This is a genomic window from Gordonia sp. L191, from assembly GCF_030077625.1.
GTDB classification, from domain to species: domain Bacteria; phylum Actinomycetota; class Actinomycetes; order Mycobacteriales; family Mycobacteriaceae; genus Gordonia; species Gordonia polyisoprenivorans_A.
This window is the reverse complement of sequence record NZ_CP125996.1, coordinates 317,352-328,759: the sequence shown is the minus strand read 5'-3', so window position 1 is coordinate 328,759 and position 11,408 is coordinate 317,352. Positions and strand designations below refer to the sequence as shown.

Below are 11,408 nucleotides of genomic sequence, written 5' to 3'. Positions count from 1 at the left end.
ACGTCGGTGAGCCGTACCCACGACCATCTTTTCGGGTAACCGGAGGTTGCCGATTGAGGTATCGGTGCGGATCAGCCCAGGTAGATCGTCTGTGACTGACGGAAGTTCGCGAGTCCCTCGGCCGCGAACTCGCGTCCGATGCCGCTGTTCTTCATCCCGCCGAACGGTCCGGCGGGGTCTGGTACATAACCATTGATCCCCACAGTGCCTGTATGGATTCGACTGGCCATCGCGACGGCATGATCGTGGTCGGCCGACCAGACTGTTCCGCCGAGTCCATACACGGAATCATTGGCCAGTGCTATGGCGTGGTCTTCGGAAGAGTAGGGATGCACGCTGACCACCGGCCCGAACACTTCGTCCTGCCATACCGGCGACGAGGGATCGATGTCGGCGATCACTGTTGGTTCGAGGAAGTATCCGGGCCTGTCGAGCACTCGACCTCCCGTGACGATTCGGCCGCTCTGACTTGCCCTCTCGACTATGTGGGCAACACGTTGCAACGCTGGACGATTGATCAGCGGTCCGATGGCGGTGCCGGTGTCGAGCGGGTCACCGATCACGGCCGAGCGTGCGAGTTCAGCCAACAATTCCACAACCTCCGCGTACTTGCTCTCCGGAGCGAGAATGCGGGAGCTTCGAAAACAGGTCTGGCCGTTGTTGATGAAGATGGCACCGAACAACGCGTCGGCGCATCCAGCCAGGTCGGCGTCGTCGAGGATTACCCCGGCCGAGTTCCCGCCCAGTTCCAAGGTGAAAGGCCGTAGCACTTCACCACAGGTCCGGGCGATCTCTCGCCCCGCTTTGGTAGACCCGGTAAAGGCGACCTTGTCGACACCTGGATGCGCCACCAATGCCTTCCCGGCATCCACGCCACCGGCAACGATGTTCAGAACGCCGGCGGGAAGCCCAGCCGCAATAGCCGCGTGGGCGACCAGTCGCGCGTCCAACGGTGACTCAACCGGCGCTTTGAGAACCACCGTGCACCCCGCCGCGAGTGCAGGAGCGTACTTCATCGCACTGAGTGTCTGCGGGTAGTTCCACGGCGCGATCGCTGCGACGACACCGGTAGGAACCCGCCGGACTACAAGCTGACCACCGAGCATTCCATCCCGCCGGTCGACCGATTCTTGCTCCACAAGGCCCGCGTAATACCGCAGCAGTAAAGCGGGAAAAGCGGATTCCAACGTGCGCGCCAATCCGATCGGCATTCCGTTCTGAGACGTTACGGTGGTGGCGATCTGATCGGCACGAGATTCGATTTCGTCAGCGAATCGGCGTAGCACGTCGGCCCTCTCCGAAGGCGGCCACGCGGCCCACCCCGCAGAACTGTCGAATGCGCGGCGCGCCGCCCGCACCGCGAGGTCGACCTCGCGCTGACCGGCGATATCGATCGAGGTGATCTGCTCGCCGCTACTGGGATTGACCACCGTCAACGACGTACCCGACGTAGCCCTCATCCACTCACCCTCAACAAAGACGTCCGTGTCCCCGGCCGTCACTGTAGCTCTCGACATGCTCTCTCCTCGTATCCGTTGCCCAGGGGGGCGGCTGTCCTCTACTCCTCCACATCATCTTTCGTGTGCACGCACCACACCCGTACTGTTGTGCGACACTTTTGTTCGCCAACACTCGCGCCTGCGCCCGGATGTGCTGCGCGGGAATGTCGTGAGACCGGTGTAAGTGGATTTTGAATCGCTTGTAAGTATTTGCGCGGCTGGCTGGCAGGATCGGTGTCGCCGTCCTGGTTGAGTGTGACTCGTGAATGGCCTGGCCCCTGTGAAGGTGCTCTTCCCAGGATCTGTCCACTTGGCCGAGAGCGGCGGCGCCGACCCGGTCTTGCTTCGGTGGCTTGATGAGAAGCCTGCCCGACTCGTTGTCGCGAGTCGTGGCCCGTGACAGGCCTGCCTCGAAGTGCTCTTTCCGGGCTGACGCCGTCCAACGACGTCGTCTACGGGAAGGAATCAACGTCGCCATGCCCATCGTCGCAGAGCAGTATGCGTGTGTCATCGGAGTCGATACCCACGCCGCCACCCACTCGTTTGCGCTGATCAACGCCACCAATGGCGCCATCATTGACGAGGCCGTGTTCCCCACCTCGCCGGCCGGAGCGGATGCACCGAAAGTATTGTGGGCGCTGGAATTTCAGTTCGATTCCACCGTCGATGGGAAGACGATCAAGATCGCATCGATGGTCGATGAGCACACCCGCATGTCGTTGCTGAACATCGTGGACCGCTCGATTCCCGCCGAACGCCTGATCGAGGAGTTGGAGAAGACGTTCGCGATCTGGGATGGCCCGCCGATGGTGCTGCGCATGGATAACGGGCCTGAGTTCATCTCCGAGGCCCTCCAAGCGTTCTGTGCTGGTTCGGTCGGGATTTCCTACATCCCGCCGGGCACGCCGTGGAACAATGGGTTCATCGAGTCGTTCAACAACCGGTTGCGCGACGAGTGTTTGAACCGCAACTACTGGCCCACCCAACTCGAGGCCCGCGTGGTCATCGAGGACTTCAAAGACGACCACAATCACCGACATCGGCACTCAGCACTGAGTTACCGAACCCCGGCCGAGTACGCTGCCGCATGCACCCACCAACATCACCCCGTGGGCTGCGAGATCGACTGACGATCACAACAAGGAACTGGCTCTAGAACTGCCTTGATGTGTACCCCATGCTTTGACCGTGGGCTATTGGAGTTCGAAGGGTTCGGTTGGGGCCCGCAGGGCCTCATATTGGTCGGGACTGATGTTACCGACGTAGCTGTGAAGCCGCTCGGTGTTGTAGAACGTGTCGATCCAGTTGGCCATCGCGACTACGAGTTCGAAGGTTGTGGCCCATTTCTTCGTGTTGAGCAGTTCGACTTGCATGCGTCCCCAGAAGGCCTCGATCGCGGCGTTGTCGAAGCAGTCGCCAACTGACCCGAATGATGGCGTCAACCCGGACCGCCGCAGGTTCTCACCCCAGCTCCAGGACGTGAAATTGCGTTCCGTGGTCGGCATGTAAAACTGTTGCGCCACTGGGTGATCGCTCACGAAAAGCCATGTTCACCGCGTTATTGATCAATGTGGTGTCGGCGATGGTGGAGAACGCTCGGCCAACGATCTTGCGAGAGAAGCAATCGATTACTGCGCAGCAATGGGCTTTCCCGTCGCGAGCGGGATGTTCGGTGATATCGGTGCACCACAACGTGTTGGGGGCGTCCGCAGTGAACGCACGTTCGACCAGGTCAGAGGGTGTGCAGAGGCCTGCCAGGTTCGGTCTACGCCGTCTCGGCTTCGGCAGACCGGCCAGTCCGCGTTCCCTCATCAACGATCGGACGAGTTTGCGGTTGACTACAATGTCGAAATCGTTCAACAGAGTCGCGCGCACCCGCCGGATACCGTATGCGCCCCCGTGGCAGGTCCCCGATAGCCGGTCCAGGCAGTTCTAGAGCCAGTTGCTACTTGCAGTCGATCAGTCGATCTCGCAGCCCACGGGGTGATGTTGGTGGGTGCATCCGGCAGCGTACTCGGCCGGGGTCTTGTAGCCCAGTGCCGAATGCCGGTGTCGGTGATTGTGGTCGTCCTTGAAGTCCTCGATGACCACGCGGGCCTCGAGTTGGGTGGGCCAGTAGTTGCGGTTCAAACACTCGTCGCGCAACCGGTTGTTGAACGACTCGATGAACCCATTGTTCCACGGCGTGCCCGGCGGGATGTAGGAAATCCCGACCGAACCAGCACAGAACGCTTGGAGGGCCTCGGAGATGAACTCAGGCCCGTTATCCATGCGCAGCACCATCGGCGGGCCATCCCAGATCGCGAACGTCTTCTCCAACTCCTCGATCAGGCGTTCGGCGGGAATCGAGCGGTCCACGATGTTCAGCAACGACATGCGGGTGTGCTCATCGACCATCGACGCGATCTTGATCTTGTGTCCCTCGACGGTGGAGTCGAACTGAAAGTCCAATGCCCACACCACCTTCGGTGCATCCGCGACCACGATCGGCACCGACGATTGGCCAGCCCGTTTACGTCGCGGTGCCCGACGCACTTGCAGACCTTCCTCCTTCCACAGCCGGTGCACCTTCTTCTTGTTCACCGTGTCGCCCTCATCGAACCGCAGCCACGCCCAGGCCCGACGGAACCCGTGGCGTGGGTTCTTGCGGGCGTAAGTCCGTAGCTGCTCCCGCAGGCCGGCGTCCGGATCAGCCGGGGTCTGCGCCTGCGGTAACTCGCGATAGGCCGAGCGGGCGAGCCCAACCACCCTGCACGCCTTACGTTCTGACATGTTCATCACGTCTTTGAGCATGTCGATGGCGGCGCGTTTGGCGGTCGGGCTCAGAATTTTCCCTTCGCGATCTCCCGCAGTGCGTCCTTCTCCAACTCCGCATCGGCGAGCAATCGCTTGAGCCTGCTGTTCTGCTCACGCAGCTCTTTGAGCTCTTTGGCGGCATCAGCGTCCATGCCGCCGTACTGGCGGCGCCAGTTGTACAACGTTGCGGCCGACACCTCGAGGTCGGCGGCGATCTCCTCGCCGGTCTTTCCCTCCGCCGCCAACTCATCAGCCCGGCGCAACTTGCGCACGATGTCCTCGGCCGAGTGACGCTTCCGTCCTACCATGATCCCTATCGTCCCTTCGTGCCCTCATCAGGGCAATCAGGACTCTAAAACCACCCGGACCGGTTCACGGGGGACACGCCACTCCCTCGATGTGAGCGTCGAGATCATCGACGGTGAGACGGCGGCTCGCAGGCTCGTGCGCTACTTCCGCATTCGCGATGGGCGCCCCTTCGGCCCACTCGACTACCACAGCGACCGCAGCCACCACCTCGGACTGGACAACAGCACCCTTGAGGGGATACTCGCGACCGAGGGCGCCGTGCTCTACCGATTCACGGTCGAGCGGCAGTACGGAAACCTGTGAAGAGACACAACTCCGATGCCGAAAGCGCCTCGCTTCGTCCTGTCGGACAACCCCGTTCCCCGGCACGAACATGAACATCCACGCCATCACCCACGGCAGCGAGGTCAGTCGGGCCAAAGTGGGACAACTATCTTCGACGGCGTGCCAGTCTTGTTCTTAATGGTTCGTCGGGGTACTTGCGCCATGACTTTTGTCGTCGGCCGATAACTGACGATTCAGCGTCCGTAGCAGCGTCTTCGGATGGTGATCCAATCAGCCTGGATAGTTCCTGGGAATCTTGCTTTCGGTTCGCTCGGTTCACCCTGGCCTTCGCAAGCGGGATAGCCTTGCGCGAAGCCCTATCGTTCGCACCGTATGAGTTCCGGTGATCCCGTTCAAGACTCAGACGCTTCCGCTCTTGAGGGGTCCGTCGCATACGCAAACCATAGCTGTCGACTCGGGCGGCCTGCTCACATTCTGTTAAGCAGTAGCGGCGACCGAAGCGAATCTCTGCCCGGCACGCTGGGGGCGCAGTAGGCGGGATAGTGTCTTGCAGTGGGCGAGGGTCAAGTTCAAGACGGAGAACCCGGCTCGAGTCGTTCCACGGACAAGATATAGCATCGCCAACAACAGCTGAACCGGTCTCTCTGTGCGTCCCGAGTCGGTCTCTACGCTGGCGACCCAGCCTTGTTTCCACGTCTGGTTGTAGGCGGCGGACCTCGGAGTCTCCCGCTCTGTCATCCGCCGCCGGCTACAGCTCGCCGGGCCTCAGCGGATGGCGCACGCGTCGATGGCGACCGACGGTGGGCCGGACAAATCCGGTGCAGCCCACGACAAGGGCAGACATATCGCTAGAGGGGCCTGGCCCCCAGGTGTTCGCCGACCACCTCGATGCCGACCCGGTGAAGTGGCTGTGCGCGATTCGTCGAGGTCGCGCGTCGCGCGTTCCTCGTTCTACGCCTGGCTTGCTGGTGCCGGTGGCCGCGCCTCCCGCGAAGCGGCTGACCGGGGCACTGGCCGCACGGATCGGTCGTAGCCCGATCTGAGTAATCGGTCAGTCCGTTGGCGCGCCCGGCTGTTCGATTCCCGTGTCTACCATCCGGGGTCAAGGCCCTCAGTCGTCGAACTCGAATCCCTCTGCCTCGGCACGTGCAATGATCTCAGAGATCTTCTGAGGGTCGACGACGGTCGCCTCCCATATCGCCTGGAATGAACGCAGCGCCTCTTTGTCGTCGCCGTAGGCGACGAAGGCTCCCGCCTCGCTGTCGAGACTCACTCGCCCTGAGAGTTCTGGCCAGGCGAACTGGGCGAATCCCTCCCAGAAGTAGCCGTTCGGCTCATGACCAGAAGCGAAGACCGCCTCATCTGCCTCGCCATTCACCCCGGTTTCAAACGTCAGGGAGAACCGCCCGCCGATGTCATGAAAGTTCACTGCCATGCCACGAGTGTTACAGCACCGCACGACAGCACGCCGGAGAGGTCCGAAACAAAGCAACTCGGCTCCATCAATCCGGGATGCTTCTATATCGCGTCAAGGCGTTGCGGGCACCGGATGTGCCGCGGTCAGGGTTCGGTAGAGCTGTCGGGTGATGTAGCGCTTGAGCCAGCGCATGATCTCTTTGGTGGTGCGGCCCTCGGCGCGGCGGCGGGCAACAGATGGGCTCTTCCGGAATGACGGTGCGTAGAACGGGTTCTTGTGGCCACAAGATGTAGGGGTGATCAAGCATCGCTGTGGGCGGGTGGTGTGGCTGAAGGTGTAGGCGGGTCCTGCGGTGTGAGGATGAAAGCTCTGACACAACCAGCCTGACACCGACAGGACCGACCCATGACGCAGCGTAGCGCTATTGCCGACACCATTTGCCGCACCATCGAACTTGGCGTGACGATCACCGACGCCGCGATCGATGCCGAAGACCAGACACACCTGTTCTGCCAGGTCGTGGCCCCGAAAGACGCGTGCCCGTCGTGCGGGCAGGCCGGTCGACTGCGTGATCACGTGGACCGTGAGGTTGCTGATCTGCCGATCGTCGGGCATCCGACGCGCCTGCACCTGAAAGTGCCGCGTTACGCTTGCACCAACGCCGAGTGCACAACATCGGTCTTCCGAGCCGACATCAGTACGATCGCGGCGCCGCGAGCCCAGGTCACTCGCCGTACCACCGCCTGGATCATGCGGTCGATGATCTTCGACAAGATGAGCGTGTCGGCTGTCGCTGCCTCGGTCGGGCTGAGCTGGAACACCGTCAACACTCTGGCCCTCGATGCGGCCCACACCCTGGCGTCGGTACCGGCCCGTCTGGCCGGAGTGCGAGTCTTGGGGGTCGATGAGCACAAGTGGAAACATGTTCGCGGCAAGGGCGATTCGAGTTTCGTCACCGTGTTGGTCGACCTCACCCCGGTCGTTGACGGCACCGGGGCGGCCCGGTTGTTGGATATGGTCGTTGGCCGGTCGAAAGCCGTCTTGAAGGCCTGGCTCGGTGCCCGCGATCAGTCATTTCGCGACCGCATCCGGGTCGTCGCGATGGACGGGTTCACCGGCTATCGCACAGCCACCGATGAAGCGCTCGACAAGGCGCGCCCGGTGATGGATCCGTTCCACGTGATCCACCTCGCCGCAGAGAAACTCACATTATGTCGTCAACGCGTGCAACAGGTTACGTGCGGACACCGTGGCCGGTCCGGGGATCCGTTGTTCGGTATCCGACGGACTCTGCTCACCCGCATCGGGTTGCTCACCGACAAGCAGAAGACCAGACTGCGTACCGGCCTTGACGCTCACGAGGAGCATCTGGCCGTCTCGGTCACCTACGCGATCTATCAAGAGTTGATCGATGCCTACGACCAGGAACGCAAGCGGGACGGGAAGATCTTGATGTACAAGGTGCTCAAGAAGATCCACACCGGCCTGCCGGCCGGTCTGGCCGAACTCGCCCAGCTCGGCCGATCGCTGTGGGCTCGACGCAAAGAGATCCTGGCCTACTTCGACACCGGCGCCTCCAACGGCCCCGTCGAAGCGATCAACGACCGACTCGAACACCTCCGCGGCATCGCCCTGGGCTTCCGCAACCTCACCCACTACATCTTGCGGTCACTCATCCACTCAGACAGCTCGCAGAACACCTGGACGCACTCTGAATCCGGAAGAGCCAACAAATGCCGCATACTGCTCTGCGACGATGGGCATGGCGACGTTGATTCCTTCCCGTAGACGACGTCGTTGGGCGGCGTCAGCCCGGAAAGAGCAGGTCGAGGCAGGCCTGTCACGGGCCACGACTCGCGGCAACGAGTCGGGCAGGCTTCTCATCAAGCCACCGAAGCAAGACCGGGCCGCCGCCGCCCTCGGCCAAGTGGACAGATCCTGAGAAGAGCACCCTTCACAGGGGCCAGGCCATTCACGAGTCACACTCAACCAGGACGGCGACACCGATCCTGCCAGCGGTTCATGGTGACGGTGAGTGGATGTTATCGGTTCATGTGCAGTCCCAGTGGTATCGGAGTGTTGTCGTGTTTCCGGAGGCGATCTCGGACGGGTCGCCGAATAGGTGGCCGATCCCGGCGTCGCCCCAGCCAAAAAAGTCCGCGGCGTCAAGTTCGATGAGCAAGCGGCCTGCCTGGTGGTTGGCAGCGGCGTAGTTGCCGGTCCCGCGGTCGTCATGTTGTGAATCGCCCCGGGTTCGTCGGAGGCTCTCGAACCTGTGAAGGATGGAGAGCATGGCAGCACCTCGGAAGTACAGCATTGAGCTGAAGGAGCGAGCGACGCGGATGGCGGTGGAAGCCCGCAAGGACCCGGCCACACGGCCGGGAGCGTTCACACGGATCGGCGATCAACTCGGTGCGCACCCGGAGGCGCTAGGCACCTGGGTCAAGCAAGCCGAAATCGATGGCGGGCAGCGGCCGGGGACCACGAGCAGCGATTCCGAGCGGATCGCGCAGCTCGAGCGGGAGAACCGCGAGCTGCGGCGGGCGAACACGATCTTGAAGCAGGCGTCGGCTTTTTTCGCCGCGGAGATCGACCGCCCACAGCGTTGATCGTGCGTGTTCGTCGCCGCTTCTCGCGACGAACACGCCAGTCGATCCGATCTGCGCGGCCCTACGCGACACGGCCGCCCAGATCGCTGCGTCCACGGTACGAGCCCACCTGAGTGCGAACAAGACCGAGGCGCCACGCACGGTGCGTGACCGGGAGATGCTCGGCGAGATTCGCACCGTGCACGCCGACAATCTCGGCGTCTACGGTGCCCGCAAGGTCTACGCCGAACTACGCAGAAAGGATATCGACGTGGCGCGCTGCACCGTCGAACGATTGATGACAGCCGATGGACTGCACGGGATACCGAGGTTGAAGACACGCAGGACCACCCGCAGCGACGGCGCCGAAACCCCGCAACCGGCCGACCGAGTCGGCCGGCAGTTCACCGCGCAGGCACCCAACGCGCTGTGGGTGGCGGACCTGACCTACATCCGCACCCACTCCGGTTGGGTGTACGCGGCGTTCATCCTCGACGTGTACTCGCGCATGGTCGTCGGCTGGCAGGTCTCGACCACGATGCACACCGACCTCGCATTGGACGCCTTAGCCTCGATCCACCGATTTGTGTGGAAGTGGGCGGTGAGGGAGAGACGAAATGCCCTGTCTGGGTGACAGAATGGGACTTGCTTAGGGTTCCATCGGTACACGCAGAAGGGCATCTCGTAGATGCGATTGTCTCATAGCCATCCGGTCCGGTCTGCCTTGTGTGATGACCCGAATCTGCTCGGCGCGGCCGGGTTGGTGCCGGTGATGGCGCTGGCCGAACAGGCTGGTCTGTTGGGGTTGGCGCACGAGCATCTGAGCGTGCCGACCGACAAGGGCGCCAACCCAGATCGGAAGGTGTTCTCGCTGGTCGCGGGCATGGTGGCCGGTGCCGACAGCATCGACGGCATGGCAGTACTGCGGCACGGGGCGATGGGCCGGGTGTTCGACCACCCGTATGCCCCGTCGACGCTGGGATCGTTTTTGCGGGAGTTCCGGTTCGGTCATGTCCGCCAAATGGATGCGATCGCCACACGCGTGTTGGCCGGCCTGCATGCCCGCACTCCGGTACTGGCCGGGATCGATGGGCCGGTGATGGTCGATATCGACGACTCCATCATCGAAGTCCACGGCCCAGCCAAGCAGGGTGCCGGGTTCGGGTACACGAAGGTGCGTGGGTTGAACTCGGCGATCACCACCCTCACCACCGACCAGGGCGCTCCGGTGATCGCGGCTCAACGGCTGCGTAAAGGGGCCTGCAATTCCGCCCGCGGGGCGCACCGGTTGATCGCCGACACCCTGGCCACCCTCGCGCGGCTGCGATCCGACGACGCGTCGGGACCGGTTCTGTTGCGGGCGGATTCTGCGTTCTACGGTCACCGCACGGTCACCACCGCGATCCGGGCCGGCGCCCAGGTGTCAGTCACCGTGCGCCAGCCGGCCGATCTGGTCGCGTCCCATCATGTGACCGGCACGCCACATCGCGTGATACATCTTGCGCACCCCATACACACTGCGGTTCTTCTCACACTGCTGGTAGACGGCGTGCGCGGCATACGCCTCGGACAGTGTCGCTGCCGAGATCGTGCCCCGCTGTTTGTGGGCGTAGTAGGTGGACTCCGGCGATCTGCATTCCGTACTCGGTGAGTACCCGGCAGATCGGACCGACCCCGAACTGGGCGCGGCCAGCGTCGATATACTCGACGATCAACGAAGTCGGCGGTCGATCTCCGCCGCGGCGAAAAACGCCGACGCTGTCTTCACAATCTCATTGGCTCTGCGTAATTCGGCGTTCTCCCGCCGAAGTTCACGCAATTCCGCGTCATGGGCGGCCACCGTCGTCCCCGATCCGGAGACGATCGGAGTGTCCTTCTCGATCCAGTTGCGTAGCGTCACCGGATTGATGTCGAGCAACTCCCCGACATGACGACGCGCTCCTGACTTGGACTCGCCGGGCTCGGCAAGCCGATCCCGATACATCCTCACCGCCCGCTCCCGGGTCTCCTGATCAAACTTCCGTGGTGCTCCCATATCCGTATTCTCCTGGTGAGATCACGGTCTCCACCAGACCCAGGACGATTCAATGGCCGGTGATGGCGTGGCGAACACGGTGATCGCGGAGGAGGTTGGGGTGCGTCCGGCGACGGTGCGGGCGTGGCGCCGTCGGTTCGCTGAGGACGGTTTGGGGGGGTATGGGATTGATTAGCAGATTCCCCAAAAGTACCTCCGACACGCTGTGACTGCGCGATCATGCGCAGGTGGTGAAGCGCGAGAATTCCGAACACGAGGACCAGGACGAAATAGTCGCGTTCGCAGTGCAGTGGGCTCCGTTCGGCGGCGGCAGCAGCGACGAGATCTTCGTGACGTTCGGCATTTCGGAGCTCACTTACTTCGAACGGCTACGACATATCCTGGCTACCTACGATTCCTTCGCAGGAATCGACGAAGACACCTGGCGGCGCCTGTGCCAGGTGTGTGTACATAGACTCTCCACCGGCAGCGCCTGATCC

General features: G+C 62.5%; 11 protein-coding genes, 4 pseudogenes and 1 other annotated feature. Of the genes and pseudogenes, 8 read left to right on the top strand and 7 right to left on the bottom strand.

Translation table 11 applies throughout. The features are described from left to right. Positions 1 to 71 precede the first annotated feature (71 nt). Positions 72 to 1,430 (bottom strand): aldehyde dehydrogenase family protein, encoded by a 1,359-nt coding sequence (locus tag QNM97_RS01540; RefSeq protein WP_349632356.1) that lies wholly within the window; start codon positions 1,428 to 1,430, stop codon positions 72 to 74. Between the two features lie 545 nt (positions 1,431 to 1,975). Between QNM97_RS01540 and QNM97_RS01535 the strand changes: the two genes are divergently transcribed. Next, positions 1,976 to 2,629, top strand: coding sequence for an integrase core domain-containing protein (locus tag QNM97_RS01535; RefSeq protein WP_283821293.1), 654 nt, complete (start codon positions 1,976 to 1,978; stop codon positions 2,627 to 2,629). A gap of 63 nt (positions 2,630 to 2,692) precedes the next feature. On the opposite strand, the gene QNM97_RS01530 is transcribed toward QNM97_RS01535, so the two are convergent. The 3 genes from QNM97_RS01530 to QNM97_RS01525 form a co-directional block, all read right to left on the bottom strand. Further along, positions 2,693 to 3,037 (bottom strand): integrase core domain-containing protein, encoded by a 345-nt coding sequence (locus QNM97_RS01530; protein WP_283821292.1) that lies wholly within the window; start codon positions 3,035 to 3,037, stop codon positions 2,693 to 2,695. Continuing rightward, positions 2,961 to 3,374, bottom strand: a complete 414-nt coding sequence (locus QNM97_RS26570; protein WP_502874974.1) for a transposase — start codon at positions 3,372 to 3,374, stop codon at positions 2,961 to 2,963. The genes QNM97_RS01530 and QNM97_RS26570 overlap by 77 nt, the downstream gene beginning before the upstream one ends. A gap of 84 nt (positions 3,375 to 3,458) precedes the next feature. After that, positions 3,459 to 4,603, bottom strand: a protein-coding gene (locus QNM97_RS01525; RefSeq protein ID WP_283821291.1) for an IS3 family transposase whose coding sequence is annotated in 2 segments (ribosomal slippage) — positions 3,459 to 4,336 and positions 4,336 to 4,603 — 1,146 coding nt in all. Because the reading frame shifts where the segments join, the coding sequence is not laid out codon by codon here. Positions 4,604 to 4,694: 91 nt separating this feature from the next. On the opposite strand from QNM97_RS01525, the gene QNM97_RS01520 reads away from it, so the two are divergent. Then, positions 4,695 to 4,907: a hypothetical protein gene (locus QNM97_RS01520; protein WP_283821290.1), complete on the top strand. Its 213-nt coding sequence runs from the start codon at positions 4,695 to 4,697 to the stop codon at positions 4,905 to 4,907. Positions 4,908 to 6,000: 1,093 nt separating this feature from the next. Here the strand turns inward: QNM97_RS01520 and QNM97_RS01515 are convergent. Continuing rightward, positions 6,001 to 6,324, bottom strand: a complete 324-nt coding sequence (locus QNM97_RS01515) for an Imm51 family immunity protein (RefSeq protein WP_283821289.1) — start codon at positions 6,322 to 6,324, stop codon at positions 6,001 to 6,003. Between the two features lie 93 nt (positions 6,325 to 6,417). After that, positions 6,418 to 6,540, bottom strand: a pseudogene (locus QNM97_RS26565) (IS110 family transposase); the annotation flags it as partial. 171 nt (positions 6,541 to 6,711) lie between these two features. Between QNM97_RS26565 and QNM97_RS01505 the strand changes: the two are divergent. From QNM97_RS01505 to QNM97_RS01490, 4 genes and pseudogenes are all read left to right on the top strand, one after another. Then, positions 6,712 to 8,021 (top strand): annotated as a pseudogene (locus QNM97_RS01505) (ISL3 family transposase). A gap of 567 nt (positions 8,022 to 8,588) precedes the next feature. Continuing rightward, positions 8,589 to 8,915, top strand: coding sequence for a transposase (locus QNM97_RS01500; protein ID WP_283821287.1), 327 nt, complete (start codon positions 8,589 to 8,591; stop codon positions 8,913 to 8,915). Positions 8,916 to 9,057: 142 nt separating this feature from the next. Further along, entirely contained in the window at positions 9,058 to 9,528 is a 471-nt protein-coding gene (locus tag QNM97_RS01495) for an IS3 family transposase (RefSeq protein WP_283821286.1), read from the top strand. 54 nt (positions 9,529 to 9,582) lie between these two features. Further along, positions 9,583 to 10,332, top strand: a pseudogene (locus QNM97_RS01490) (transposase family protein); the annotation flags it as partial. Here the strand turns inward: QNM97_RS01490 and QNM97_RS01485 are convergent. Next, a pseudogene (locus QNM97_RS01485) lies at positions 10,333 to 10,929 on the bottom strand (IS3 family transposase); the annotation flags it as partial. Next, positions 10,519 to 10,648 (bottom strand) — a sequence feature (AL1L pseudoknot). Its footprint overlaps the pseudogene before it by 130 nt. 52 nt (positions 10,930 to 10,981) lie before the next feature. On the opposite strand from QNM97_RS01485, the gene QNM97_RS01480 reads away from it, so the two are divergent. Further along, a complete protein-coding gene (locus tag QNM97_RS01480; protein WP_283821285.1) occupies positions 10,982 to 11,104 on the top strand; it encodes a helix-turn-helix domain-containing protein in 123 nt (40 codons plus the stop codon). Positions 11,105 to 11,156: 52 nt separating this feature from the next. Then, positions 11,157 to 11,405: a hypothetical protein gene (locus QNM97_RS01475; RefSeq protein ID WP_283821284.1), complete on the top strand. Its 249-nt coding sequence runs from the start codon at positions 11,157 to 11,159 to the stop codon at positions 11,403 to 11,405. The last annotated feature ends 3 nt before the right edge of the window (positions 11,406 to 11,408 follow it).

Excerpts from the sequence above, each read along its gene's own strand:
- QNM97_RS01535 (WP_283821293.1), top strand. The coding sequence starts at position 1,976 with ATGCCCATCGTCGCAGAGCAGTATGCGTGTGTCATCGGAGTCGATACC.
- QNM97_RS01515 (WP_283821289.1), bottom strand. The coding sequence starts at position 6,324 with ATGGCAGTGAACTTTCATGACATCGGCGGGCGGTTCTCCCTGACGTTT.
- QNM97_RS01500 (WP_283821287.1), top strand. The coding sequence starts at position 8,589 with ATGGAGAGCATGGCAGCACCTCGGAAGTACAGCATTGAGCTGAAGGAG.
- QNM97_RS01480 (WP_283821285.1), top strand. The coding sequence starts at position 10,982 with ATGGCCGGTGATGGCGTGGCGAACACGGTGATCGCGGAGGAGGTTGGG.